The organism is Pseudomonas sp. ABa2, assembly GCF_056676075.1.
On record NZ_CM155239.1, the window covers coordinates 794,566 to 818,589 of the forward strand.

Here is a 24,024-nt window from a genome sequence, read left to right on the forward strand (position 1 = left end):
TATCCGTGAGGCGCCGCCATCTTAGGGGCAGCAGAGGCCATGGCGCAAACCGGCGCGGCAGGCGGATTGACTGGCTTGCCGCAGAGGCGGGCAGCGCAGCCAATGTCGGGACGAGCGGGGCGGCTAAGCTGCTGCATTCATTTGCCGAGGAGTTTGCCCATGGCCGTCGACTGGCTCGACCTCAACGCCCCGCCGGCCTTGCCCGGCCTGTTCCTGCGCGCCGCCCTGCGGCGCCGGGTGACTGGCCGCTGCCTGCCGCAGCTGGGCCTGCGCTGCCCGGTAGAGGTCAGCCCTGCGCACCTGGCGCGCTATCGCCAGGTCTGCGGCATCGCCGAGAGCGCCTATTTGCCGCCGATCTACCCGCATCTCCTCGCCTTCGGTCTGCAGATGAAGTTGCTCACCGACCACCGCTTTCCCTTCCCACTGCTCGGCCTGGTGCACCTGGAAAACCGCATCCGCGTGCTGCGCCCGCTCGGCGGCCTGGGGCCGTTTCAGGCAAGCGTGCAACTGGCCGACCTGCAGGTGCACGACAAGGGCGCCAGCTTCAGCCTGATCACCCGCCTGGAAGACCAGCTCGGCCTGCTCTGGGAGGGCGACAGCCGCATCCTCTGCCGCGCCCTGCGCTTGGATGGCCAGCCGCCAACGCGCGCGGAGCAGGCGCCGCTGGAACTGACGCCGCTGGCCGACTGGGCGGCGCCGGCCGATACCGGACGGCGCTACGCGCGGGTGGCCGGCGACTACAACCCGATCCACCTGTATGCGGCCAGCGCCAAGCTGTTCGGCTTTCCCCGCGCCATCGCCCATGGCTTGTGGAACAAGGCGCGCTGCCTGGCCGAGCTGCAGGGGCGGCTGCCGCTGGCGGGTTACGAGGTGGAGGTGCGTTTCCAGAAGCCGGTGCTGCTGCCGGCGCATGTCGCGCTGCAGGCCAGCGAACCCGCGGCGAGCGGCCAGTTCCGCCTGCTCGGCGCGGGCGACGTGCCGCATATGGCCGGCAGCTGGCAGCCGCTGCAAGCCTGAAGTAGCCCGGATGCCATCCGGGGGCCGGGATGCACCTTTGCCGGGTTGCATCCGGGCTACGCGCCGGTCAAGCGCCGCTTGCAGCACGCCCCGTTCGAGCCGAAGCTATGCGGCTCGAAAGGAGCCCGTCATGAACCTGCCCGAACTCACCGCCCGTCTGCACGCCATCCGCGACGGCAACCAGTGGAAGCGCTTCCATAGCCCGAAGAACCTGGCCATGGCCGCCAGCGTGGAGATGGCCGAGCTGGTGGAGATCTTCCAGTGGCTGTCCGAGGACGAATCGCGCCAGTTGCCGGCGGACAAGCTCGCCCATGCCGGCCAGGAAGTCGGCGACATCGTGCTCTACCTGCTGCTGCTGTGCAGCGAACTGGGTCTGGACATGGAGCAGGTGGTGCGGGCCAAGCTGGCCGATAGCGAACGGCGCTTCGGCCAATGAGCGACCGCCACTTCGACGAGCTGGCGACCCGTTTCGCCGAGAAGATCTACGGCGGCGCCAAGGGCGCCATCCGCCTCGCCGTGCTCCAGGCCGACCTGGCCGAGGCGCTGCCCGAGCGTCCGCTGCGGGTGCTCGATGTCGGCGCCGGGCTCGGCCACATGAGCCTGTGGTTGGCCCAGCGCGGTCACCAGCTGACCCTGGCCGAACCGGCCGCACCGATGCTCGACGGCGCCCGCCAGCGCTTCGCCGAGGCCGGCCAGGCCGCCACCTTTATCCAGGCGCCCTGGCAGGAGCTGCTCGGCCAGCTTGAGCAGCCCTTCGACCTGGTGCTGTGCCACGCCGTGCTGGAATGGCTGGCCGAGCCGGCGGCGATCCTGCCGGTGCTGCACCAGCTGGTCGCGCCGGACGGCTGGCTGTCGCTGGCCTTCTACAACAAGGACGCGCTGGTCTACCGCAACCTGCTCAAGGGCCATTTCCGCAAGCTGCGCAAGGAGCGCTTCGCCGGCGAGGGACAGAGCCTGACCCCGCAACGCCCGCTCGACCCACGCGAGCTGGCGGCGCAACTCGGTGCGCAGTGGCAGGTCGAAAGCCGCAGCGGCGTGCGCGTGTTCCACGACTACATGCCGCAGGAGTTCCAGGCCAAGGCCGAGCTGCTCGACCTGCTGGAAATGGAGCTGGCCTACCGCCGCCACCCCAGCTTCGCCGGGCTGGGGCGCTACCTGCACTGGCTGTGCCGGCCGCTCTGATCGGCCGCGATGGACGCTGCGGCAGGCCGGGCGTAGCCTGAAACCACTGGGTATGCCGCGCGCGACCACGGAGAACACCATGCGCACCGCCATCGCCATCCTGTCATTGCCGTTGCTGGTCGCCTGCCAGAGCCCCAATCCCTACCAGGCGCAATCCCTGCCGATGCCGCCGGCGCCGCCCGAGGCCGCCCAGGTCTTCGACCGCAGCGCCTACCCGGCGCCGCCGCGCGACTACGGACGCTACCGCAACTGGAGCTGGCAGGGCGGCCAGCTGCCGGCGGGCAGCGCCTGGGCCGGCAGCGAGCTGCTGGCCGAAAGCCTCGGCAGCGGCCTCGACCAGCACGGCCTGCGTCCGGCGCCGGCCGGCCAGCCCGGCGACCTGCAGGTCAGCGCCTCGCTCAACCTGGAGCGGCGCCTGCGCCAGTATTACGACGACTATGGCGCCTACTACGGCCATGGCCGGCACTGGGATGGCTACGGCGCCTGGGGCAGCGTGCCGCTGGTGCGCACCTACGAAGAGGAAGTGGCGGTGGTGTACGTGCAGTTCTTCGACGGCCGCGACGGCCAGCCGGTGTGGAGCGGCAGCGGCGAGGCGCGCAGCGGCGGCAGCCAGAGCGAGCGCGCCGATGCCCTGCGCGCCGCGGTCAAGGCCGCCCTGCGCGGTTACCCGCCCTATTGATGGCTGAGGAAAAACCACCATGTTCCCGCGTCTACTGATTCTCCCGGCCCTGGCGCTGATGGCCGCCTGCCAGAGCATCCAGGTCGAGCGCGACTACGACACCAGTCGCGACTTCGCCGCCTACCGCAGCTGGAGCTGGCAGGAGCCGGCGCTGACCTACAGCCCCAACGATCCGCGCCTGCACAGCGACCTCACCGAGCAGCGCATCCGCGACGCCACCGCCGAACAGCTCGACCAGCGCGGCCTGCGTCCGGCCGCCGGCGGCACTCCGGCCGATTTGCGGGTGCAGGCGGCGCTGATCGTGGAGAACAAGCAGAGCCAGGTCAGCACCTACCACGGCGGCTTCTGGGGCGGGCCCTGGGGCGGCTACTGGGGCGGCCCGGCCTACACCGAGACGCGCACCCTGGACTACCAGGTCGGCACCCTGCAGATCGACCTGATCGACGGCCGCGACGGCAAGCTGGTCTGGCGCGGCAGCGCCCGGCAGGTGCTGCGCAACAACGCGCCCAGCCCGGCCGAGCGCGCCGCGGCGATTCGCGAGACCGTGGCCAAGGTGCTGGTGCAGTATCCGCCACGCTGAGGTCATCAGGCTGTCGCGGAGAATCGCGGCGCGATGGATTATTGCCAGACGACGCACTAGGCTCGGCATCTCCTTCCCCGACTGGTCCCGCCATGCCCACGACCTCCAGCTTCACCGTCCGCCCGGCGCAGGCCGCCGACCTCGCCGCGGTGGTGACCTTCCCGCAGAACGCCGACGAACTCTTCTACTGCTACCCCAAGGCCAGCTGGCCGCTGAGCGTCGGCCAACTGGCCGCGGCCATGGCCGAGCGCCGCGACAGCACGGTGGTCTGCCTGGACGACCGGGTCGCCGGCTTCGCCAACTTCTACCAGTGGCAGCACGGCGAGTATTGCGCCCTGGGCAACGTCATGGTGGCGCCCTGGGCGCGCGGCCAGGGCGTGGCGCAGCAGCTGATCGAGGCCATGGAGGCGCTCGCCCGTCAGCACTTCAAGGCCCGCGAGATGCGCGTGTCCTGCTTCAACGCCAACAGCGCCGGGCTGCTGCTCTATCCGCGCCTGGGCTACGCGCTCAGCGGGCTGGTGGAGCGTCGCGATCACCGCCAGCAGCGGGTCGCCCTGCTGCAGTTCAGCAAGCCGCTGTGATGCCGCCGGCCTCCGTGGGCTGACGGGGCGGACAGGATTTGCGGCATAATCGCGCGCTCGTGTTCTGCTGGAGATCGCCATGCCTGCCATACCCTGGTGGATGCTCGCCCTGCCGCTGGTCGCCGGCGCCTTCCTGCCGCTGCAGGCCGGGATCAACGGCCAGCTGGCCAAGCAGGTTTCCAGCGTGCTGGCGGCGGCCTTCATATCCTTCGCCGTGGGCGGCCTGGCGCTGCTGCTGATGGTGCTGGTGCAGCGCGAGGCGCCGAGCTTCGCCGCCCTCAAGGTGCTGACCTGGTGGCACTGGAGCGGCGGCCTGCTCGGCGCCTTCTTCATCGCCACCGCCGCCTTCGCCGGACCGCGGGTCGGCGCGCTGCTGTTCATGGTGCTGGTGATCGCCGGCCAGCTGGGCATGGCGCTGCTGCTCGACCACTTCGGCTGGGCCGGCTTTCGCCAGGCGCCGATCAGCCTGGGCAAGGTCGCCGGCCTGTTGCTGATCGTCGCCGGGATCTGGCTGATTCGCCGCGGCTGAGTCTGCCGGCGCTTGCAAAGGCAAGAGTTGGGAGTGGGGACAACGCGTAGGGTGGGCTTTAGCCCACCACGGGGGTTGGCATGGGCTAGATCGGAGCGCCGCCCGACCCCCCGGCAAGGCTGGGTCAGTCGCGCTCGAAACGGTAGAACAGGTTGGGTTCGCTGGCCAGGTAGAGGTTGCCGCGCTTGTCGAAGGTCACCCCCTCGGCCTGCGGCACGCTGCTGCCCAGGCCGGCGAAGCCCTGCAGCAGGGAGCGGAAGCTGATCAGCTGGCCCGCGCCGTCCAGCTCGATCAGCAGCTGGGATTCGTCGCTGAGCAGCACCAGGTGCCCGGTGCGTTCGTCGAAATGCACGGACGACAGGTCGGTGGCGAACACCTTGCGCTCGATCCAGGCCTGGCGGTCGATGATCTCCAGGTTGAAGTCGCCGGCCAGGCTGCTTTTCAGGCCGCGGATTTCGTAGAGCTTGCGCGGCGAGTGTTCCTTGACCACGAACAGGCGGTCGCCGGCGCGGTCGTAGCCCAGCCCCTCGAAGCCCTGGTTGCCGCCCAGGCCGATGCCCAGGGTCAGCGCCCGGTAGTCCTCGCGAAACAGCGGCCCCGGCTTTTCCGGCACCTGAACCGCCACCAGGCCGTGCTGGCGTTCCTCGGCCAGCAGCAACAGGCCGTCGCCCAGGTAGGTGACGCCTTCGACGTCCTCGAAACCGCTCAGCGGGTAGCGCGCGAGCAACTCGCCGTCCGGGCTCAGGCGCAGCAACTGTTCGGGGTTGTTGACCACGGCCCAGAGCTGGTCGCGGTCGTCGTCGTAACTCAGCCCGGAGAAATTGTCCGTCACCCCCGCCACCGCCTTGGCCTCGATGCTCACGCGGTATTCCGGCAGCCACAGGCTGCGGTGTTCCCAGGCCTCTTCGTGCCAACTGGTCTTGATCCAGAAGTACAGACGGTCGTCCAGATGCAGGGCGCGCACCTGATAGACCATCAGCAGGACGAATAGCAACAGTGCCCATTTCCATGGGCTGACGACAGGTAGCCTTCCTAGCACCCCCTTGGCAGCGGACAGCATCGCTAAAGCGCTCGCAGACAGGTGGGAAAACGGCAGTATGGCGGCCCTGTGTTGCAGTTGAACGCGCCTGCCGGCCTCGCAAGAGGCTGGCGTTCGACCGGGCGCTGCGGCATGCGTTCGGCCGGGGCTCTGGGGCAAAAGGTAACCGGGTGTTAGCCGGGCCTGGCGACTGCGCGCCGCCTTTGACTTCGAGGGCGGGGTTGCTAAGGTGATGCCGCGAGCCGTTGAGGCCGGACTTGAGCGAGAGGAGCAACCACCACCATGACCCAGGTACTGGCTTGCATCGACGGTTCCCTGTCGTCCCCGGCGGTGTGCGACTGCGCCGCCTGGGCCAGCCTGCGTCTGGGCGCGCCTCTGACCCTGCTGCATGTGCTCGACCACAAGCAGTACCCGCCGCGCAGCGACCTGTCCGGCAATATCGCCCTGGGCAGCCGCGAGCAGCTGCTGCAGGAACTGGCCGAACTCGACGAACGGCGCAGCAAGCTGGGGCTGGAGCAAGGTCGCCTGGCCCTGGAGGCGGCCAGGGAACGCGCCCAGCGCGACGGCGTGGCCAACCCGCAGCTGCGCCAGCGCCATGGCGATCTGGCCGGCAGTCTGCGCGAGCTGGAGAACGACATCCGTCTGCTGGTGATCGGCCGCCAGGGCGAGACCAGCGACGCGGTCAGCCAACTGGTGGGCAGCCAGCTGGAAAGCGTGATCCGCACCCTGCATCGGCCGATTCTGGTCAGCCCCGGCCAGTTCCAGGCGCCGCGCAGCCTGATGCTGGCCTACGACGGCAGCGCCACCTGCGACAAGGGCGTCGACCTGCTCGCCGCCAGCCCGCTGTTCCAGGGCCTGCCGATCCATGTGGTGATGGTCGGCGCCGACAGCGACGCCGCTCGCGCCCAGTTGCAGCAGGCCGAGCGGCGCCTGGTCGCCGGCGGCCATCAGGTGCAGCTGGCGATCCGCGCCGGCGAGGTCGAGCCGACCCTGCATGACTACCAGGCCGAGCAGGACATCGACCTGCTGGTGATGGGCGCCTATGGCCATTCGCGCATCCGCCAGTTCCTGGTCGGCAGCACCACCAGCCATATGCTGCAGACCAGCACCGGCCCGCTGCTGCTGTTGCGCTAGCGGGCTGGCAGACGGGCGGCGCAACGATACTGGCAGTTCGATATCTCGCTGCTCGGCAAAAGGCGCTATGCTCAGGCCAGTAGTTGCTGTGATCACAAACGCCATGACCGACGCCGAAGTACCGCGCCATCCCGCCGCCTTTGCCCTCTGGCGCGAAGTGCAAGACACCCGCATTCGGACCCGTCTGGGCGGTTTCTACTACCTGCTGGCCTGGCTGCTGACCTGGCTGTTCAGCGCCGATCCCGCTGGCCTGCTCGCTGTCGGCCTGGGCGGTAGTGCGCTGTTCTTCGTCCTGCTGCTGGCGCGCCAGTTGCACCGTCCCGGCCCGCTGGACAACCCGCAGCAGCTGCAGCGCTGGCTCGACCAGCACTGGGGCCTGCTGCTGCTCACCTCGCTGTGCTGGGGCCAGGCCCACGCCTGGGCGCTGTACCGCGCCGAGTTCGCCGACTCGGCGCTGATCGCCACCCTGGCCACCGTCGCCTTCAGCACGGCGATGACCTTCAACTTCGCCATGCGCAAGCGCCGCGCCATGCTCGCCATCGCGCTGCTCTACCTGCCCGGTCTGGTGGTGCTGGCGTTGGAGTGGCCGCAGCAGCGTGCACTGCTGGTGACTCTGGCCTGCTACCTGAGTTACCTGCTGCTGGTGCTCGGCCGCAGCCACCGCGAGTACCAGGCCACTCTGGCCCTGGAACTCAAGCTGCTGGAACAACAGGCGCGCCTCGACCTGCTCAGCCGCACCGACAGCCTGACCCAGCTGGGCAATCGCTACCAGTTCAACAACCTGTTCCCCAGCCTGGTGGCCAACGCCCGGCGCCGCGGCGAGCCGTTGTCGCTGGTGCTGCTGGATATCGACTGGTTCAAGCGGATCAACGACGAGTATGGCCATAGTTGTGGCGACGCCTGCCTCAGCGCCTTCGCCGAGCGCCTGCGCGAGGTGTTCCGTCGCGACGGCGACGCCCTGCTGCGCCTGGGTGGCGAGGAATTCGGCGTGCTGCTGCCGAACACCGACCTGGCGCACGCCGCCGCCCTGGCCGAGCAATTCCGCCAGGAGTTGGCTCGCGACGGCCTGCGCTTGGGCGAGCAGCTACTGCCGCTGACCGCCAGCCTCGGCGTCGGTAGCTTCGACGTCGAGCAGGACGCCGAAGCCGAGGCCTTCTTCCGTCGGGTCGACCGCGCCCTCTACCGCGCCAAGGCGCAGGGGCGCGATCGGCTGGTGCACGCCTGAGCGCTTGAAGCGTTCGAGTAGGGCGGACATGTCGAACGCTTGTCCGCGCATCGCCGGCCAGGGTGGACAAGGCTGCGCCATGTCCACCCTACACAGGCGCGGCGCAACACATGACCTCTGCTTTGCATAGTTTCGGTTTGCACTCCTGGCGAGGAGCCAAAATGCCATCATTCGACTAGGCTGATGCTGTAGTGGTCGGAGTGCGCACCATGCTGCCTGAAGTGAAGATGTCCAGCAGTGCCTTCAAGCTGTGGCGCGAGGCGAACGACGTGCACGCGCGCTCGCGTTTTGGCGGCTTCTACTACCTGCTGGCCTGGTGCCTGTTGTGGCTGACCAGCCGCTCGCCGATGCAGAACCTCTGGCTCTGGTTGGCCGGCGGCCTGTTGCTGCTGCTGTTCGTCGCCCTGCGCATCCTCCACGAACCCCGCGAGCAGCGCGGCGAGATCGGCCTGCAGCTTTGGCTGCGCCAGCACTGGCTGCTGATGCTGCTGCAGGCGCTGCTGTGGGGGCTGATGCTGGCCGGGGTCGAGCTGAGCCGGGCGCTAGACGTCTCGCACCTGATGGTGATGCTCAACGTGGTGGTGTTCGCCACCGCCATGGCCTTCACCTACCCGATGCGCCGCGGCCCCTGCGCCTTGGCCATGCTGCTGATCTACTTGCCGGCCACCGCGGTGAAGTTCTGGCAGGAGCGCGACGCGCCGGCCGAGTCGGTGGCGCTGCTGATCTACCTGGCCTACATGATGCTGTTTCTCTACCGCTGGCACCGCGAGTACCGCATCGGCCTGGAGCGCGAGATGCGCCTGCGCCAGCACAGCGAGGAGCTCGACCAGCGCAGCCGCACCGACGCCCTCACCGGGCTGGGCAATCGCTACCAGTTCAACGTGCTGCTGAGCAACTGGCTGGCCTCCGTGCGTCGCCAGCACGGCTCGCTGGCCCTGGTGCTGCTGGATATCGACTGGTTCAAGCAGGTCAACGACCGCCACGGCCACAGCGCCGGCGACCTCTGCCTGCACCTGTTCGCCGAACGCATGCGCAAGGTGTTTCGCCGCGACAGCGACATCCTCCTGCGCCTGGGCGGCGAGGAGTTCGCCGTGCTGATGCCGCACACCAGCCTGGAACAGGCGCTGCACCTGGCCGAACGCTTTCGCCGCGAACTGGAGCAGGAGCCGCTGCAACTGCCGGCGTTGAGCCTGTCGATCACCTGCAGCATCGGCGTCGGCGACTACCTGCCGTTGTGCGACGACTCGCCGGAGGCCTTCTACAAGCGGGTCGACGACGCCCTCTACCAGGCCAAGAGCAAGGGCCGCAACCGTGTCGAACTGGCCTGAGCCGGCCTGCTGGCGTAGGTGGCGCCGCGCGGCGATCCGCTTTGGCCTTGTAGGGTGGGCTTTAGCCCACCAAGGGTGGTTGGCGTGGGCTAAAGCCCGCCCTACGGCCTTTGCGCCCACTCCCAACGCTTAACACAGGCATAGCCTTATCCCCCGAGACGGCCGGCTAGACCGTCTTGGCCATGCGCCCGGCCAGCAGCGCCCAGCCCAGCAGCAGGGCGCAGAGGATCGCCAGCGGCCAGATGCGCCACTGCAGGTAGGGCGTCAGCCCCGTCATCGGCAGCACTTCGCCGTAGAGCACGCCCTGTTCGAACTGCGGCAGCTCGAACTGGATTCGGCCCTGCGGGTCGATCACCACCGTCATGCCGTTGTTGGTGGCGCGGATCATCCAGCGGCCGGCCTCCAGCGCACGCATCTGCGCCATCTGCAGGTGCTGCAGCGGGCCGATGGAGGTGCCGAACCAGGCGTCGTTGCTCACCGTCAGCAGGATCTCGCTATCGGCCGCCAACGCCGCGGCGAATTCCGGGTAGACCACCTCGTAGCAGATATAGGGCGCCACCCGATAACCCTTGGCCAGCAACGGCGGCTGCTCGGCCGGGCCGCGGGCGAAGTCGGACATCGGCAGGTCGAAGAAGGCGATCAGCCCGCGCAGCACCTCCTGCAGCGGCACGTACTCGCCGAAGGGCACCAGCTTCTGCTTGAGGTAGGTGCCCTGGCCGTCGCCGAAGCTGGTGATGGCGTTGTAGTAACGCAGCTCGCCGCGTTCATTGGCCTGGCGCACCGGCACCCCGGTGATCAGCGCGCTGCCCTGCTCGCGGGCGAAGCGATCCATCACGCCGATATAGCCTTGCGCCAGATCCTTGAGCACCGGGATGGCGGTTTCCGGCCAGACCAGCAGGTCCACCCGCTCGGCGCTGAAACTGAGGTCGCGGTACAGCGCCAGCTGGGCGTTGAGCTGGGCCGGATCCCATTTCAGGTTCTGTTCGACGTTGCCCTGCACGGCGGCGACCGTCAGGCTGTCGCCGGCCGGACGAGTCCAGGGGCGATCCTTGAACGCCGGGCCGGCGACCCAGGGCGTCAGCAGCAGCGCCAGGCCGACGGCGAGGAAGGCCTTGCGCGCCCGCAGGCGCGGCAGGTTGACCAGCAGCGCCGCGGACAGCGCCAGACTGAAGGAAATCAGCCAGACCCCGCCCAGCGGTGCCAGGCCGGCCAGCGGCCCGTCCAGCTGGCTGTAGCCGGCGTAGAGCCAGGGAAAACCGGTGAGGAACCAGCCGCGGAACACTTCCTGAGCCAGCCACAGGGCCGCGAAGGCCAGGGCGTCAGCCAGCGGCGCCTCGCTGCGGCGCAGCCAGCGCGCCCAAAGCGCGGCGGCCAGGGCGAAGAACAGGCCGAGACCGGCGACGAAACCCAGGGTGAGGAAACCGGCCAGCGCCGGCGAGGCAGCACCGTAGTCATGGATGCTGACGTAGACCCAGCTGGTGCCAGCGGCGAACAGGCCGAAGCCATAGCTCCAGCCGCGCAGCGCCGCCTGGCCGGGGCGAAGCTCGCGCAGGCCCAGGTAGAGCAGGGCGATCGACAGCAGGGCCAGTGGCCAGATATCGAAGGGGGCGAGGACTAGCGGGGTAAGGGCGCCGGCGCCGAGTGCGAGCAGGTGGCCGGGCCAGCCCGGGCGAGTCATCCATTGCAACATGGGCAAGTCCTTGGATTCGGGTGGCGCAAGGGTAGGGGTAGGGAGCCGCCAGCGGCAAGCCTCAAGCCACAAGCGAAGGCAACTGCATGAATGGGTAGGGTGGACATAGCGACGCCTTGTCCACCATTGCCGGTTCCGCGCTGGACGAGCCTGGCGGCATGTCCAGCCTAGGCTTCTGGCGGAACCGGTTGGTTGGTGCGCGCGGCGCACCCCACGGCTAGAACCCGGCGAACTTCAGATAGCTGCCGGTAATCGCATCGCCCCAGAGCAGGGCGATCCCGCCGGCGATGGCCAGGTAGGGGCCGAAGGGGATCGGCGTGCCGGCGTCGCTGCCGCGCAGGCGCAGCATGATCACCCCGAGCACCGCGCCGACCAGCGACGACAGCAGGATGGTCAGCGGCAGAATCTGCCAGCCACCCCAGGCGCCGAGCATGGCCAGCAGCTTGAAATCGCCATAGCCCATGCCTTCCTTGCCGGTGATCAGCTTGAACAGCCAGTACACCGACCACAGGCTCAGGTAGCCGGCAATCGCCCCCCACAGCGCGTCTTCCAGGCTGGTGAACAGACCGAAATAGTTGACGATCAGCCCCAGCCACAGCAGCGGCAGCACCAGCACATCGGGCAGCAGCTGGTGGTCGGCATCGATCAGGCTCATCGCCAGCAGGCCCCAGGCCAGCACCAGCATGGCACCGGCCTGCCAGGTAAAGCCGAAATGCCAGGCGACATAGCCGGATAGCAGCCCGCAAGCCAGCTCCACCAGCGGGTAGCGCTTGCCGATCGGCGCCTTGCAGTTCGAACACTTGCCGCGCAGGAACAGGTAGCTGAGCACCGGGATATTCTCCCAGGGACGGATTTCATGGCCGCAGCTGGGGCAACTGGAATTGGGCAGAACCAGGTTGAAAGTCTGCGCCTTGGGCGCCGGCGGCAACTCCAGCACCTCGCGCGCCTGGCTCTGCCAGTCGCGCTGGAGCATCAGCGGCAGACGGTAGATCACCACGTTGAGGAAACTGCCGATCAGCAGGCCAAAAACGACACAGGCAAAAACGAAGGCCGACAAGCTGTCGGCCAGAATGTCGAGAACCATTGATTAACCAACCACCGAGCCCAGTTGGAAGATGGGCAGGTACATAGCGATGATCAGGCCGCCTACCAGCACGCCGAGCACCGACATGATCAGCGGCTCCATCAGGGTGGTCAGGTTGTCCACCGCATTGTCCACTTCCGCTTCGTAATAGCTCGCGGTCTTGTCCAGCATTTCGTCCAGCGAGCCGGCCTCTTCGCCGATGGCGGTCATTTGCACGGCCATGGTGGGGAAGATGCCCGTATTGCGCATGGAAAAATTGAGCTGGGTGCCCGAGGACACGTCAGTCTTGATCCTGTTCACCGCATTGCGGAAGACCACGTTGCCTGTAGCGCCCGCTACCGAATCCAGTGCATCCACCAGCGGCACGCCGGCGGCAAAGGTGGTCGCCAGGGTGCGCGCGAAGCGCGCGACGACAGCCTTGTACAGAATGTCGCCAACGATAGGCGCTTTCAGTAGAGCCCTATCCAGAGCATCGCGAAACTTTTCCGAGCGTTTATATGTCTGGCTGAAGCTGTAAATCGAAATAAACAAGGCAAACAGCACCAGGAACCACCATTCCTGCAGCCATCTGGAGAGATTTACCACCACCATGGTGAAGGCAGGCAACTGAGCGCCGAAACCTTCGAATACGCTTTCGAACTGCGGTACCACCTTGATCAGTAGGATTGCGGTAACGATGATCGCCACAACAATTACTGCGATGGGGTAGGTCATGGCCTTCTTGATCTTGGCCTTGAGTTCTTCGGTTTTTTCCTTGTAGGTGGCGATACGATCCAGCAGGGTTTCCAGTGCACCGGATTGTTCGCCCGAGTCCACCAGATTGCAGTACAGGTCGTCGAAAAACTCCGGCTTCTTGCGCAGGGAGGAAGCGAAGCTGTTACCGGCGGCGACTTCCTGCTTCACGTCGTCGATCAGCTTGCGCATATTGGGGTTGTCGAAGCCTTCGCTGATGATGTCGAAGGACTGCAGCAGCGGCACCCCGGCCTTCATCATGGTGGCCATCTGCCGGGTGAACAAGGCGATATCCATCGGCTTGATCTTCTTGCCGGCGCCGAACAGCGATATGGCTTTCTTGCGTACCTTGAGCGGGTTGATGCCCTGCTTGCGCAGCTGCGCCTTGACCAAGGCGGGGGATTGGCCAGACAACTCGCCCTTGATCTTGGCGCCCTTCCTGTCGGTACCTTCCCAGGCGAATACGCTGGTTTTTAGAGCTTTTTCCGCCATGGATTAATCCTTGGTCACGCGGTTGACTTCTTCCAGGCTGGTAATGCCTTGCATCGCCTTGTAAAGCCCGGAAGTACGGAGGTCGTGAAAGCCATCGGCTTTGGCCTGTGCGGCGATTTCGATGGAGTTGCCTTCTTCCATGATAATGCGTTGCAGCGAAGGCGTGATTTTAACTACTTCATAAATCCCCACCCTTCCTTTATAGCCGCCTTTGCAGTTATCGCAGCCGTTGGGCGCGTAGAGCTTGAAGCTGCCGATCTTGTTTTCCGGGAAGCCTTCTTTTATCAGTACGTCGTGCGGGACTTGCACTTCCTTCTTGCATCCGCAGAGTTTGCGCGCCAGGCGCTGAGCGATGATCAGGTTGACCGAGGTGGCGATGTTGAACGCCGGCACCCCCATGTTGCGCAGGCGGGTCAGGGTTTCCGCGGCGCTGTTGGTGTGCAGGGTGGACATCACCATATGCCCGGTCTGTGCGGCCTTGATGGCGATCTCAGCGGTTTCCAGGTCGCGAATCTCACCGACCATGATCACGTCCGGGTCCTGACGCAGAAAGGCGCGCAGTGCCTGGGCGAAGTCCATGCCGTGCTTGGGATTGACGTTGACCTGGTTGATGCCTTCCAGATTGATTTCCACCGGGTCTTCCGCGGTGGAGATATTGATATCCGTGGTGTTGAGGATATTCAGGCCGGTGTAGAGCGACACCGTTTTGCCCGAGCCGGTGGGGCCGGTGACCAGGATCATGCCCTGCGGCTGCTTGAGCGCAGTCATGTAGAGCTCCTTCTGCTCCTCCTCGTAGCCCAGCGCGTCGATGCCCATCTGCGCGCTGGTGGGGTCGAGGATTCGCATCACGATCTTCTCGCCCCACAGGGTGGGCAGGGTGTTGACGCGAAAGTCGATGGCCTTGTTCTTCGAGATCTTCATCTTGATCCGGCCATCCTGTGGCTTGCGCCGCTCGGAAATATCCAGCTGCGCCATCACCTTGAGACGTGCCGAGAGTCGGCTGGCCAGCTGAATAGGCGGACGGGCCACTTCATGGAGCATGCCGTCGGTACGAAAACGCACGCGATAGGCTTTTTCGTAAGGCTCGAAATGCAGGTCGGAGGAGCCGCCTTTGATGGCATCCAGCAGCATCTTGTTGATAAAGCGCACCACCGGGGCGTCGTCGGCATCGCCCCCGGCGGCATCGTCCTTGTCGTCATTGACCGCTTCGACATCGAGACCATCCAGGTCGACGTCAGCCAGATCTTCCATGCCACTGTTACCAGTGTCGAAGAACTTGTCCAGCGCCTCGCCCAGCTTGTCGTCCTCTACTAGCAGGGCTTCGGTGCTGATGCCGGTGCTGAACTGCACATCGGTGATGGCCTGATGGTTGGTGGGGTCGGACAGGGCGATAAAAAGCTTGTTGCCGCGCCGGTACAGCGGTAGCACGCGGTGCTGACGGCACAGCTTTTCGCTGATGATTTCCCGGGGTTGGCTGTCCTTGTCGATGGCGCTGAGGTCGAAGTAGGGCACGCCGAACTGCTCGGAGGCGATTTCGGCCACGGCGCGGCTGGAGGCCAGCTTGTTCTGCACCAGATAGGAAACCAGGGGGATCTTATTACGCAGCGCCTGGGCAAAGGCCTGGCTGGCGGTGCGTTCGTCGAGAAGACTGGCGTTGACCAGTTGGCGGGCGAGGCCGGTCAGTTGGGCGGTATCGCTCATGATTCGGGCGCTTGGTCTGGGAAATAGTGCTGCTTATATAGCCCATATTCGGCGCTGGCCCAAGCCTCGTTATTAGGTGTGACGAAAAGCGTCACATGTTGCCGGTGTGCGTTTCCATTGAGTGGCGCTTGTTCGGCTTTTCTGCTGACTTTACGGGATTTCCGCTTTTGGCATGGTGTCTGCATTATCCGGTTCAGGTCGCTGACCTTAACCACATAGGAGTTAATCCATGAAGTCTCTGAAGAAGCAAAAGGGTTTCACCCTGATCGAGCTGATGATCGTCGTTGCGATCATCGGTATCCTCGCCGCCATCGCCATCCCGCAGTTCAACGAGTATCGCGCCAAGGCGAACGACTCCACTGCTCAGGCTGATGTGAAGAACTCCATCAGCGTCATGACTGCCGCTCAGCGCTAAGGGTGATTGATATGAAGAAGAATCTGCTGGCTCTGTTTGCCGCTTCTGCTGTTGTTTTCGCTTCCTCTGTGATGGCTGCCCCGACAGTTATTGACAGCGGTGAGGATATCACCACTAACGAGTGCACTATTCTTGGCGATACTGTAAAGCTGAACCTTTCGAAAGGTGTGATTGGTGCCTACAACTGTGACGAAACTCGCAACGCCATTAACGTTGGTGCATGCCACGAGACTGGCAGCCGTAGCTCCAGTCTGGTTTGCGCTCAGATCGGCGTAGATGGCAGTAACCAGCCTGTTTTTAACGACGCCTCTTGTGCAGGTCAGCCTGCGGGCACGGTTATCCCAGTGGCTAACCCGAGCTACCGTGGCTACCGTGCTTCCAGCACTGGTGGTAGCGTTGGTGCCCAGTCGCTGAGCGCCAACTGCGCAGCTGGCGTGCCTGAAGCTCAGTTGGTCAACTTCCAGTAACGCTTTTAGTTACTGTTAGAACCGAGGCCGTGGGGAGCTATCTTCACGGCCTTTTTATTGGCGAGATAGGTATCTTCAATGTGGGCAGTGCAATCTATGCGTTCTAAAAGTTCCGGTTTCACATTGATCGAGTTGATGATCGTGGTCGCTATTATTGGCATTCTCGCTGCCATCGCCATTCCACAGTTCAACGAGTATCGCGCCAAGGCGAACGACGCCAATGCTCAGGCCGACGTCAAGAATTCACTGTGGATCATGGCCTCCACTCGAAAGTAATCCGCTCTCTGTATATGGCGCTCCTGTTTGCGGTATAACAGCTGAATTTTTCATCCTCCAGATACCCACTTGCATATGCTTTCTGATTTTCGCTCGGGCCTCCTGCTCGCTTTCCGCGCTCACTTTCTCTGGCTCGCTGGTATATCGCTCTTCTTTCTTCTGCTTATCGTCTGGATGGCCTCCGAGTTCAGCGGCCGCCAACCTGCAACCGTAGGGCTGGACGTTGGGTTGTCGGTGATGCGCCTGATCCTGCCACTGATCATGGTACTGGTGGTGCAGGAACTGCTTTCGCGCGAGTTCGACAGGCGTTATTTCCTTTCTTCCCTGACGTATCCGCGTCCCAGGCAGGGTTTGCTGCTTGGCCGCTTCGCGTCTGTTGTCGTATTGATGTCCTGCGTGCTGATCGTGATGGCGCTTGCGCTCGGCCTGCTGGTGGCCTGGATCGGCGAAGACTACGCCCAGGCCACCGGCGTTTCGCTGGGCTGGCCTTATGTCGCGACCGTGGCGCTGATCGGGCTGGATCTGCTGGTGTTGACGGCGCTGGCTGTCTTCCTGGCCATGGTCGCCTCCACGCCCAGTTTCGTGCTGATCGGTACGCTGGGCTTTATGCTGATGGCGCGCTCCTTTGCGGCCATCATCGAATTGCTGACGCGCGAAACCTGGGTCGTCGAGGGCGCGGAGAGCTACCGAGCCGGCGTCGGTGTGCTTGGCTACCTGCTGCCCGACCTGGGCTCGCTAGACATCCGCATGACCGCCCTTTATGGCCGCATGGAATTCCTGCCCAGTGACCTGGGTGTGCTGGTGCTCAGCTGCCTGGCCTACGGTTTCGCCTTCCTCTGGTTGGCGGTGTGGGTATTGCAGCGCAAGCGTTTCGCTTGATCATGTTCAAGCGCTCCTTGAGTCTTCTGTTCGCTCTCGCCGGTTTCGCTGCGTTCGTGGCTGCGGTGCTGTGGCGCAGTGGTCAGCCAATTGTCTTTCACAACGCCACGGTCAAGGACCGTGTTGTGGTGTCAGCCCCGGTATTGACCGCGCTTTATGCTGGTGATCGCTTTCTTGCTGCGAACCTGGAGGCCATACGCCTCTCTGCTACGGCTGTGGACCAGGGCCAGGCCGATATTCATTATTTGGTTCGTGCGCAGGTGGTCGTCGCCCAGCTCAATGCCTGCCACGAAGACAACTATTACCTGGCCAACGGTTTGCTGACCTGGGGTGGGGCGGTTGGCGAGGGTAACGATGTGTTGCGCCGAGCCGTGAATTGCCGTTTCTGGGACGGTATCCCGCCCTTCTTCTATGGGGTCAATCTGGCCTTTTTCGAGAAGGACAAGACGCAGGCGGTGCAGGCCCTGGAACTGTCTGCAGAGCGCTGGCCGGAGAACGCTGTCACCTTGCGACGCATGGCGATCATGTTGCGAGCCGAGGCGCTGGCAGATGAGCGTTTGGCATTGAATTACCTGATGCAACAGCGTGATACGACCCATGATCCCAAACTGCGTGAGATGCTCGACAAGCGGGTGATGCGACTGCAGGGGTTGATCGACCTGCGGGCTGCCCAGCGTCGCTACGAGGAGGGTCATGGTCCTTTGCAGGATTTGCAGCAGTTGGTCGATTCCGGGGCGATGTCTACGCTTCCGCAAGACCCGTTGAGGCTTGGTTACGAGTTACGCGACGGGCGAATCGAGTTTAAAGAACTGAAAATTCCCGGTATGGAGAGTCAGCAGTGAGTGCTGTGCTGGAGTTCAAGAGCGTCAGCCAGACGTTTCGCGTCAAGGGCAAAGAGGTTCGGGCGCTGAAGGACATCAGCTTCGCGCTCACCGAGGGCGAAGTCTTCGGTTTTGTCGGGCCTAATGGCGCCGGCAAGTCCACGACGATCAAGGTGATGCTCGACATCATCAACGACTATCAGGGCCAGGTGAGCATCTATGGTGTGGATGCGCGCAATGCTTCAGCTCGCGCCCCCCTAGCCTACGTGCCCGAAACGCCGGCTCTGTACGAGCAGTTCACGCCGCTGGAAATCCTGCGCATGGGGCTTTCCATGTACGGCATCAAACGAGCGGACGCCGATGCCTGGTGTATGCACTGGCTGGAGCGCTTCTCCGTGGATATGAACGCCAAGCGGCGTATCCGCGAGTTGTCCAAGGGTAATGTGCAGCGCGTGGCGCTGGCGCATGCCATGGTGGTGCAGCCCAGGCTGTTGGTGCTGGACGAGCCGTTGTCCGGGCTCGACCCGGTGGGGCGCAAGGATGTGGTGGATATCCTCACCGAGTTCAAACAGCAGGGCGGGGCGATTTTCTTCACCTCCCATGTGCTGCACGACGTCGAGCGCATCGCCGACCGTTTCGGTTTCATCAACAAGGGCGAGCTGCTGACCGTGCGTTCCCCGCGCGAACTGGCCGCCGAGCGCGCCGACGATATGCTGGTGCGCTATCACGCCGCGCAGCCGATCGGCGAGCAGGTTCGCGTGTTGCGCGAGGGTGAGTTCGAGTGCGAGGTGATGCAGGCGGATCTGCCGGCCTTTATCGCCCATCTGAACCAGATCGGAGGCCACCTGCTGACGATCAAGCCGGCGGTTTCCCTGGAAACCGTGTTCTTCAATATTCTCGAAGGGGCCGCGCGCCAGGCGTCGTAAGCCGAACGCTCTGCGCGTAGGGTGGATGACGCTTTTTCATCCACCTTCCGGTGCTGTGGCGGATCGGCGAAGCGTGATCCAGCCTGTGAGCTCGCTATCGAGTAGCCCGGATTGCATCCGGGCTACTCAGGGTGGTTACAACGCCAGTCGCATCGACAGGTCCACCGCCTTCACGTCCTTGGTCAGGGTGCCCAGCGAGATGTAGTCCACGCCCGTCTCGGCGATGCTGCGCAGGGTGCTGTCGTTGATGCCGCCGGAGGCTTCCAGCTTGGCGCGGCCGGCGGTCAGGCGTACGGCCTCGCGCATATCTTCCAGTGAAAGCTCGTCAAGCATGACGATATCGGCGCCGGCTGCCAGGGCCTGGCGCAGTTCTTCCAGGTTCTCCACTTCCACCTCCACCGGCTTGCCCGGGGCGATCTGTTGGGCGGCGCTGACGGCCTGGGTGATGCCGCCGCAGGCGGCGATATGGTTCTCTTTAATAAGGAAGGCGTCGTACAGGCCGATGCGGTGGTTGTGGCAGCCGCCGCAGGTCACCGCGTATTTCTGCGCCAGGCGCAGGCCGGGCAGGGTCTTGCGGGTGTCCAGCAGCTTCACCGCGGTGCCTTGGACCAGGTCGGCGTAGTGGCGGCAGCGGGTGGCGACGGCCGACAGGGTCTGCAGGAAGTTCAGCGCGCTGCGTTCGCCGCTGAGCAGGGCGCGGGCCGGGCCTTCGACGCTGAACAGGGTCTGCTCGGCGCTGACCCGGTCGCCGTCCTGCACCTGCCAGTGCACCGCCACGCGCGGGTCGAGCTGGCGGAACACTGCATCGACCCAGGCCGTGCCGCAGACCACCGCCGCCTCGCGGGTGATGACGCGGGCGCTGGCCAGGCGCTCGGCGGGAATCAGCTGGGCGGTGATGTCGCCGCTGCCGATGTCCTCGGCCAGGGCGCGGCGGACATTGGCCTCGATTTCGGCGGTGAGGTCGGCGAGGGTGAGGTTGGGCATGGTCGGCTCCGGGTCGGGGGTGCGGCGATTATAGGGGCAGCCGACCATTGGTGCAGCGGGCTGACGCATGGGCCGTTACGCTGTAGGTGTGGCGCTCGTCCCGTGGTGACGACCGTCTGGAGGTAGTCGGGCACTATCTGTGACCTGGGTCATGGATGTGGGAAAAATTGGCTTGGTGTGGCGTGAAGCCTCCCTATAATGCCTTTACTTTTTTCATTATTGACGCCAGGCCTTTGACGTTACGGACGACGCTCGGTTGACGCTGTGCAGACCAGAAGGCCCGAGTTCGGGCAGTCTGCGGGAGACTAGAATGAAGACCGACGCGAATGTGGTGCCTCTGAACAAGGCCGCCGCTGAGCAATCGCCAACTTCGCCGGTAGGAAGACTGCCCGTGGCGCTGATTCAGGTGCGTGACAAAGCTGCGCAACAGCTCAAGCAGAGCCTGCAGAGCCTGTTCGACAACGCCGACGATACCCTCTTCGAGATGGCCGACCGGGCGACCAGCAATGCCGAGCAGAACACCTTCTTCGAGGCCATGCGCGACCTGCGCCTGAAGCGCAAGAACATCGAGCGCGGTTTCCTGCAGAAGGTCTTCGAATCCTTTTCCAGCCTCAATCAGTACGAAATCGGCAGGCCGCAACCGGCGCTGGATGCGGTGTCGTTCGACAGCCTGAGCCTGGTGCAGAACGACGAGCTGGAAGAAACCGTGGCCCTGGATGCCATGGTGGCCAAGGTAATGAGCCGTGACGGCGTCGCCCTCGGGCACCTCACCACCCGTCTCAATGCGGTGATCAGCAAGAAGCTCGACGACAAGAGCAACCCGCTCGGGCCGACCCAGCTCAGCGAGCATTTCCTCGATGCCTGCAGCAGCCTGGGCGTGGAAATCAAGGTCAAGCTGATCATCCTCAAACTGTTCGAAAAATACGTGCTGGGCGGCAGCGATCTGCTCTATGCCGAGGCCAACCAGGCACTGGTGGCCGCCGGTGTGCTGCCCGAGCTGAAGTCCGCCGCGCCGCGTCGGCAGCAGCGTCCGGCCGCCTCCGCACACGCCCACGGCGCAGGCGAGGAAGGCATTCCGCTGCTGGAAGGAGCCGGAGAGGGTGTGCAGGAGGTGTTCGGCGCCCTGCAGGAGCTGCTCTCCCAGGTGCGCGGCACGGCGATGCCCAGGCGCGCCCAGGTGGCCGATGCGCTGCCGATTTCCAGCAACGACCTGATGCGCCTGCTGTCGCACATGCAGCAGCGCGCGCCGGCACAGGTCAGCGTGGCCGATTTCGACCTGCGCGATCAGCTCGAGCAGCTGCTGGTGCGCGCCAGCGCCAAGAGCGGCAAGGCGCGCGTGGTCGGCGAAGTCGACGAGGACGTGATCAACCTGGTGTCGATGCTGTTCGAGTTCATCCTCGACGACCGCACCCTGCCGGACTCACTCAAGGCGCTGATCGGCCGCCTGCAGATTCCCATGCTCAAGGTCGCGGTGCTGGACAAGACCTTCTTCAGCCGCGGCAGCCACCCGGCGCGCCGGTTGCTCAACGAGATCGCCTCGGCGGCCCTGGGCTGGGTCGATCAGGACGACGCCCAGCGCGACAGCCTGTACCAGAAGATCGAACAGGTGGTGCAGCGTCTGCTCAACGATTTCGTCGACGACCCGAGCATCTTCTCCGAGCTGCTTGCCGAGTTCATGGCTTTCACTGGCGACGAGCGTAGGCGCAGCGAGCTGCTCGAACAACGCACCCGCGATGCCGAGGAAGGCAGCGCCAAGGCCGAACTGGCCCGCCGCGAGGTGGAGCAGGCCTTGAACGAGCGGCTGCTGGGCAAGACCCTGCCCGAGGTGGTGGTGCGTTTGCTGCAGGAAGCCTGGAGCAAGGTACTGATGCTCTCCTGCCTCAAGCATGGGGTGGATTCGCCGGAGTGGCAGGCTGCTCTGCAGACCATGGACGATCTGGTCTGGAGCGTGGCGCCGCATGAAGATCCCGAGGCGCGCTTGCGCCTGCTGGAACTGGTGCCCGGCTTACTCAAGGCGCTGCGCGAGGGGATGGCCAGTGCGGCCTTCGATCCCTTCTCCACCAGCGAGTTCTTCAGCCAGCTGGAGGTGCTGCACGTGCAGGCCTTCCAGCGTTTCAAGCGCGCCGCCCCGGAGGCCGAGGTGGCCCCGGCCGCGCTCGACGAAGAGCAGCGTAGCGCCCTGGCCGAAGCCGGCCTCGAGCTGCCGCTGCTGGAGCTGCCGCCGGCCGAGCCAGTCGAGGACACACCGGCGATGGTCGAGGTGATCGAGGAGATCGTTCTCCTGGCGCCCGGCCAGACCCACCCGCAGGAGCCGGAAGTGGCGCTGCCGGACGACGACGAGGCGCTGCTGCAGGTGGACAACCTGCGCGTCGGTAGCTGGGTCGAGTTCCAGGAAGACGAGGAGCACAAGCTGCGCTGCAAGCTGGCGGCGATCATCAAGCCCACCGGCAAGTTCGTCTTCGTCAACCGCACCGGCATGAAGGTGCTGGAGAAGACCCGCACCGGCCTGGCCGTGGAGTTCCGCCGCAACGCCATCCGCCTGCTCGACGACGCGCTGCTGTTCGACCGCGCCCTGGAGTCGGTGATCGGCAATCTGCGCAAGCTGAAGAACGCCTGAGGCGTTCTGCCGGGCCACCCATGTGGCCCCGGCGATGCTGATGCGGCGTGCGCCGCTGTTGGGCTTCGTCGCGGGCTTCTCAGCCCAACCTACGACCACGAAGCCGCGTGCTCGATTTCCGGGCCGAATCTTTTCCAATCCTTGCGCGCCCTTGGCCGCTGCGGCTGGCTGCTCTAGAGTGGGGCCTCGTTCAGGAGCGCCCCATGCAGCTTGACCCCTCCACCGGCTGGTTCCAGGGCATTGGCCATTGCCCTTCGCCGAATTTCAATGCGCGGCCAAGCGGCGAGGTATCGCTGCTGGTGGTGCATAACATCAGCCTGCCGCCCGGGCAGTTCGGCACCGGCAAGGTGCAGGCGTTCTTCCAGAACCGCCTGCCGCTGGACGAGCACCCCTTCTATGCCGAGATCGCCACGCTGCGGGTCTCCGCGCATTTCTTCATCGAGCGCGACGGTACGCTGACCCAGTTCGTCTCCTGCCTGGATCGCGCCTGGCATGCCGGGCAGTCCTGGTTCGAGGGGCGCGACAACTGCAACGATTTTTCCCTCGGCGTGGAGCTGGAAGGCACTGACGAGCAGCCCTACACCGATGCCCAGTATGCCTGTCTGGGCGAGCTGACGCGCCAGCTGCTGGCCGCCTACCCGGCGCTGTCGGCGCAGCGCATTCGCGGCCACAGCGATATCGCCCCCGGGCGCAAGACCGACCCGGGGCCGGCCTTCGACTGGTCGCGTCTGCACGCCGCGCTCAAGGATTAAAGGAGAAGTACGATGAGTTTTCTGGTGATTCTGCTGGTGCTGTGGGTCGAGAAGTTCTCCGCCTGGCGCCTGCGCATCCAGCAGGACGGCCCCTGGCTGGCCCAGTTGCAGCGGCTGCAGCAGGGCAGTCTGCAGCAGGCGCCCTGGTTGTGTCTGGCAGCGCTGGTGCTGGTGCCGGTGCTGGCACTGGGCCTGGTGCTGCTGGTGCTCGAACCGATGGCCTACGGCTGGCTGGCGCTGCCGGTGCACCTGCTGGTGCTGATCTACAGCCTGGGACGGGGCGATCTGCTGACCGCACTGGGACCGTTTCGCGACGCCTGGCGCCGCGGCGACGGGCAGGCGGCCTACCACGTGGTGGAGCGTGACCTGGCGCTGCAGCCGGAGGAGGGTGCCGAACTCCTGCAGCAGGTGCAGGGGCATCTGCTGTGGCAGGCCTACCAGAGTTTCTTTGCGGTGATCTTCTGGTACCTGTTGCTCGGGCCCATGGCCGCCCTGGCCTATCGCCTGCTGGCGCTTTGCGCCGAACATGCCGAGCAGCCGGCGCTGCGCGAACGCGCGGTGCAGCTGCGGCACGCCTTCGACTGGCTGCCGGCGCGGGTACTGGCCTCCAGCTTCGCCCTGGTCGGCAATTTCGTCGCGGTCAGCCGCGCCTTGCTGCACGAGCTGCTCAGCTGGGACATTTCCGCGGCGCAGCTGGTGATCAAGGCCGGGCGGGCCGCCGGGGAAATGCCGGCGCCGGTGCTGGGCGAGGCGGGCGTCGATACCCTGGATCAGCTCTGGCAGCTGCTGATCCGCGCCGCGGTGGTCTGGTACGCCGGCTACGCCCTTTGGGTGCTGCTGGTCTGAGCGCAATCGGCGATCAACGCGGAACCCGAAATCCGCGGCGGTTGCATG

Annotated in this window: 25 protein-coding genes; 19 read left to right on the forward strand and 6 right to left on the reverse strand. The window is 65.2% G+C overall.

Annotated features, from left to right (window positions below):
* Positions 1–159 precede the first annotated feature (159 nt).
* The 7 genes from AC1G9C_RS03840 to AC1G9C_RS03870 all read left to right on the forward strand — a co-directional run bounded on the left by AC1G9C_RS03840 (position 160) and on the right by AC1G9C_RS03870 (position 4,568).
* Positions 160–1,017, forward strand: coding sequence for a MaoC family dehydratase (locus AC1G9C_RS03840; protein ID WP_480409493.1), 858 nt, complete (start codon positions 160–162; stop codon positions 1,015–1,017).
* A 130-nt stretch (positions 1,018–1,147) separates the two neighbouring features.
* A complete protein-coding gene (locus AC1G9C_RS03845) occupies positions 1,148–1,453 on the forward strand; it encodes a MazG-like family protein (protein ID WP_021445759.1) in 306 nt (101 codons plus the stop codon).
* On the forward strand, positions 1,450–2,199 hold the full coding sequence (locus AC1G9C_RS03850) for a methyltransferase domain-containing protein (protein WP_397495988.1): 750 nt from the start codon (positions 1,450–1,452) through the stop codon (positions 2,197–2,199). The genes AC1G9C_RS03845 and AC1G9C_RS03850 overlap by 4 nt, the downstream gene beginning before the upstream one ends.
* Positions 2,200–2,278: 79 nt before the next feature.
* Positions 2,279–2,878: a DUF4136 domain-containing protein gene (locus AC1G9C_RS03855; protein WP_397495989.1), complete on the forward strand. Its 600-nt coding sequence runs from the start codon at positions 2,279–2,281 to the stop codon at positions 2,876–2,878.
* Between the two features lie 19 nt (positions 2,879–2,897).
* Complete coding sequence (locus AC1G9C_RS03860; RefSeq protein ID WP_480409494.1) at positions 2,898–3,458, forward strand: DUF4136 domain-containing protein; 561 nt, start codon at positions 2,898–2,900, stop codon at positions 3,456–3,458.
* A 92-nt stretch (positions 3,459–3,550) separates the two neighbouring features.
* Positions 3,551–4,039, forward strand: a complete 489-nt coding sequence (locus tag AC1G9C_RS03865) for an N-acetyltransferase family protein (protein ID WP_480409495.1) — start codon at positions 3,551–3,553, stop codon at positions 4,037–4,039.
* A gap of 79 nt (positions 4,040–4,118) precedes the next feature.
* On the forward strand, positions 4,119–4,568 hold the full coding sequence (locus tag AC1G9C_RS03870) for a DMT family transporter (protein WP_480409496.1): 450 nt from the start codon (positions 4,119–4,121) through the stop codon (positions 4,566–4,568).
* 124 nt (positions 4,569–4,692) lie between these two features.
* Here the strand turns inward: AC1G9C_RS03870 and AC1G9C_RS03875 are convergent, their stop codons facing one another.
* On the reverse strand, positions 4,693–5,628 hold the full coding sequence (locus AC1G9C_RS03875; RefSeq protein WP_031302759.1) for an SdiA-regulated domain-containing protein: 936 nt from the start codon (positions 5,626–5,628) through the stop codon (positions 4,693–4,695).
* 261 nt (positions 5,629–5,889) lie between these two features.
* On the opposite strand from AC1G9C_RS03875, the gene AC1G9C_RS03880 reads away from it, so the two are divergent.
* The 3 genes from AC1G9C_RS03880 (at position 5,890) to AC1G9C_RS03890 (ending at position 9,294) form a co-directional block, all read left to right on the forward strand.
* The gene (locus AC1G9C_RS03880; protein WP_480409497.1) at positions 5,890–6,741 is read left to right on the forward strand and encodes a universal stress protein; all 852 of its coding nucleotides are present in this window, start codon (positions 5,890–5,892) and stop codon (positions 6,739–6,741) included.
* 103 nt (positions 6,742–6,844) lie between these two features.
* The gene (locus AC1G9C_RS03885) at positions 6,845–7,966 is read left to right on the forward strand and encodes a GGDEF domain-containing protein (RefSeq protein ID WP_457787996.1); all 1,122 of its coding nucleotides are present in this window, start codon (positions 6,845–6,847) and stop codon (positions 7,964–7,966) included.
* Between the two features lie 209 nt (positions 7,967–8,175).
* The gene (locus tag AC1G9C_RS03890) at positions 8,176–9,294 is read left to right on the forward strand and encodes a GGDEF domain-containing protein (RefSeq protein ID WP_457787995.1); all 1,119 of its coding nucleotides are present in this window, start codon (positions 8,176–8,178) and stop codon (positions 9,292–9,294) included.
* Positions 9,295–9,460: 166 nt separating this feature from the next.
* On the opposite strand, the gene lnt is transcribed toward AC1G9C_RS03890, so the two are convergent.
* From lnt to pilB, 4 genes are all read right to left on the reverse strand, one after another.
* Positions 9,461–10,984: an apolipoprotein N-acyltransferase gene (gene lnt, locus AC1G9C_RS03895; RefSeq protein ID WP_480409498.1), complete on the reverse strand. Its 1,524-nt coding sequence runs from the start codon at positions 10,982–10,984 to the stop codon at positions 9,461–9,463.
* A 217-nt stretch (positions 10,985–11,201) separates the two neighbouring features.
* Complete coding sequence (locus AC1G9C_RS03900; RefSeq protein ID WP_480409499.1) at positions 11,202–12,068, reverse strand: prepilin peptidase; 867 nt, start codon at positions 12,066–12,068, stop codon at positions 11,202–11,204.
* A 3-nt stretch (positions 12,069–12,071) separates the two neighbouring features.
* Complete coding sequence (locus tag AC1G9C_RS03905) at positions 12,072–13,292, reverse strand: type II secretion system F family protein (RefSeq protein WP_480409500.1); 1,221 nt, start codon at positions 13,290–13,292, stop codon at positions 12,072–12,074.
* A gap of 3 nt (positions 13,293–13,295) precedes the next feature.
* Positions 13,296–14,993 carry a type IV-A pilus assembly ATPase PilB gene (pilB, locus tag AC1G9C_RS03910; protein ID WP_480409501.1) on the reverse strand — a complete coding sequence of 566 codons (1,698 nt, stop codon included), beginning with the start codon at positions 14,991–14,993 and terminating at the stop codon, positions 13,296–13,298.
* A 229-nt stretch (positions 14,994–15,222) separates the two neighbouring features.
* On the opposite strand from pilB, the gene AC1G9C_RS03915 reads away from it, so the two are divergent.
* From AC1G9C_RS03915 to AC1G9C_RS03940, 6 genes are all read left to right on the forward strand, one after another.
* Positions 15,223–15,408 (forward strand): type IV pilin protein, encoded by a 186-nt coding sequence (locus tag AC1G9C_RS03915; protein WP_003242736.1) that lies wholly within the window; start codon positions 15,223–15,225, stop codon positions 15,406–15,408.
* Between the two features lie 11 nt (positions 15,409–15,419).
* Positions 15,420–15,875 carry a hypothetical protein gene (locus AC1G9C_RS03920; RefSeq protein WP_480409502.1) on the forward strand — a complete coding sequence of 152 codons (456 nt, stop codon included), beginning with the start codon at positions 15,420–15,422 and terminating at the stop codon, positions 15,873–15,875.
* 78 nt (positions 15,876–15,953) lie between these two features.
* Positions 15,954–16,151, forward strand: a complete 198-nt coding sequence (locus tag AC1G9C_RS03925) for a type IV pilin protein (RefSeq protein WP_480409503.1) — start codon at positions 15,954–15,956, stop codon at positions 16,149–16,151.
* Positions 16,152–16,226: 75 nt separating this feature from the next.
* Entirely contained in the window at positions 16,227–17,030 is an 804-nt protein-coding gene (locus tag AC1G9C_RS03930; protein ID WP_480409504.1) for an ABC transporter permease, read from the forward strand.
* A 2-nt stretch (positions 17,031–17,032) separates the two neighbouring features.
* Complete coding sequence (locus AC1G9C_RS03935; RefSeq protein ID WP_480410386.1) at positions 17,033–17,872, forward strand: hypothetical protein; 840 nt, start codon at positions 17,033–17,035, stop codon at positions 17,870–17,872.
* Entirely contained in the window at positions 17,869–18,777 is a 909-nt protein-coding gene (locus AC1G9C_RS03940; RefSeq protein WP_480409505.1) for an ABC transporter ATP-binding protein, read from the forward strand. Before AC1G9C_RS03935 ends, AC1G9C_RS03940 begins: the two co-directional genes overlap by 4 nt.
* 135 nt (positions 18,778–18,912) lie before the next feature.
* Here AC1G9C_RS03940 and nadC read toward each other — a convergent pair whose 3' ends face one another.
* The gene (gene nadC, locus AC1G9C_RS03945) at positions 18,913–19,761 is read right to left on the reverse strand and encodes a carboxylating nicotinate-nucleotide diphosphorylase (protein WP_480409506.1); all 849 of its coding nucleotides are present in this window, start codon (positions 19,759–19,761) and stop codon (positions 18,913–18,915) included.
* Between the two features lie 310 nt (positions 19,762–20,071).
* Between nadC and AC1G9C_RS03950 the strand changes: the two genes are divergently transcribed.
* The 3 genes from AC1G9C_RS03950 to ampE all read left to right on the forward strand — a co-directional run bounded on the left by AC1G9C_RS03950 (position 20,072) and on the right by ampE (position 23,976).
* Positions 20,072–22,378, forward strand: coding sequence for a DUF1631 domain-containing protein (locus AC1G9C_RS03950; protein ID WP_480409507.1), 2,307 nt, complete (start codon positions 20,072–20,074; stop codon positions 22,376–22,378).
* 203 nt (positions 22,379–22,581) lie between these two features.
* Positions 22,582–23,130, forward strand: a complete 549-nt coding sequence (gene ampD / locus AC1G9C_RS03955; protein ID WP_021443854.1) for a 1,6-anhydro-N-acetylmuramyl-L-alanine amidase AmpD — start codon at positions 22,582–22,584, stop codon at positions 23,128–23,130.
* 12 nt (positions 23,131–23,142) lie between these two features.
* Positions 23,143–23,976: a regulatory signaling modulator protein AmpE gene (gene ampE, locus AC1G9C_RS03960; protein ID WP_480409508.1), complete on the forward strand. Its 834-nt coding sequence runs from the start codon at positions 23,143–23,145 to the stop codon at positions 23,974–23,976.
* Positions 23,977–24,024 lie beyond the last annotated feature (48 nt).

Coding starts and splice junctions, on each gene's coding strand:
- AC1G9C_RS03840 (WP_480409493.1), top strand. CDS start 160: ATGGCCGTCGACTGGCTCGACCTCAACGCCCCGCCGGCCTTGCCCGGC.
- AC1G9C_RS03845 (WP_021445759.1), top strand. CDS start 1,148: ATGAACCTGCCCGAACTCACCGCCCGTCTGCACGCCATCCGCGACGGC.
- AC1G9C_RS03850 (WP_397495988.1), top strand. CDS start 1,450: ATGAGCGACCGCCACTTCGACGAGCTGGCGACCCGTTTCGCCGAGAAG.
- AC1G9C_RS03855 (WP_397495989.1), top strand. CDS start 2,279: ATGCGCACCGCCATCGCCATCCTGTCATTGCCGTTGCTGGTCGCCTGC.
- AC1G9C_RS03860 (WP_480409494.1), top strand. CDS start 2,898: ATGTTCCCGCGTCTACTGATTCTCCCGGCCCTGGCGCTGATGGCCGCC.
- AC1G9C_RS03865 (WP_480409495.1), top strand. CDS start 3,551: ATGCCCACGACCTCCAGCTTCACCGTCCGCCCGGCGCAGGCCGCCGAC.
- AC1G9C_RS03870 (WP_480409496.1), top strand. CDS start 4,119: ATGCCTGCCATACCCTGGTGGATGCTCGCCCTGCCGCTGGTCGCCGGC.
- AC1G9C_RS03875 (WP_031302759.1), bottom strand. CDS start 5,628: ATGCTGTCCGCTGCCAAGGGGGTGCTAGGAAGGCTACCTGTCGTCAGC.
- AC1G9C_RS03880 (WP_480409497.1), top strand. CDS start 5,890: ATGACCCAGGTACTGGCTTGCATCGACGGTTCCCTGTCGTCCCCGGCG.
- AC1G9C_RS03885 (WP_457787996.1), top strand. CDS start 6,845: ATGACCGACGCCGAAGTACCGCGCCATCCCGCCGCCTTTGCCCTCTGG.
- AC1G9C_RS03890 (WP_457787995.1), top strand. CDS start 8,176: ATGCTGCCTGAAGTGAAGATGTCCAGCAGTGCCTTCAAGCTGTGGCGC.
- lnt (WP_480409498.1), bottom strand. CDS start 10,984: ATGTTGCAATGGATGACTCGCCCGGGCTGGCCCGGCCACCTGCTCGCA.
- AC1G9C_RS03900 (WP_480409499.1), bottom strand. CDS start 12,068: ATGGTTCTCGACATTCTGGCCGACAGCTTGTCGGCCTTCGTTTTTGCC.
- AC1G9C_RS03905 (WP_480409500.1), bottom strand. CDS start 13,292: ATGGCGGAAAAAGCTCTAAAAACCAGCGTATTCGCCTGGGAAGGTACC.
- pilB (WP_480409501.1), bottom strand. CDS start 14,993: ATGAGCGATACCGCCCAACTGACCGGCCTCGCCCGCCAACTGGTCAAC.
- AC1G9C_RS03915 (WP_003242736.1), top strand. CDS start 15,223: ATGAAGTCTCTGAAGAAGCAAAAGGGTTTCACCCTGATCGAGCTGATG.
- AC1G9C_RS03920 (WP_480409502.1), top strand. CDS start 15,420: ATGAAGAAGAATCTGCTGGCTCTGTTTGCCGCTTCTGCTGTTGTTTTC.
- AC1G9C_RS03925 (WP_480409503.1), top strand. CDS start 15,954: ATGTGGGCAGTGCAATCTATGCGTTCTAAAAGTTCCGGTTTCACATTG.
- AC1G9C_RS03930 (WP_480409504.1), top strand. CDS start 16,227: ATGCTTTCTGATTTTCGCTCGGGCCTCCTGCTCGCTTTCCGCGCTCAC.
- AC1G9C_RS03935 (WP_480410386.1), top strand. CDS start 17,033: ATGTTCAAGCGCTCCTTGAGTCTTCTGTTCGCTCTCGCCGGTTTCGCT.
- nadC (WP_480409506.1), bottom strand. CDS start 19,761: ATGCCCAACCTCACCCTCGCCGACCTCACCGCCGAAATCGAGGCCAAT.
- AC1G9C_RS03950 (WP_480409507.1), top strand. CDS start 20,072: ATGAAGACCGACGCGAATGTGGTGCCTCTGAACAAGGCCGCCGCTGAG.
- ampD (WP_021443854.1), top strand. CDS start 22,582: ATGCAGCTTGACCCCTCCACCGGCTGGTTCCAGGGCATTGGCCATTGC.
- ampE (WP_480409508.1), top strand. CDS start 23,143: ATGAGTTTTCTGGTGATTCTGCTGGTGCTGTGGGTCGAGAAGTTCTCC.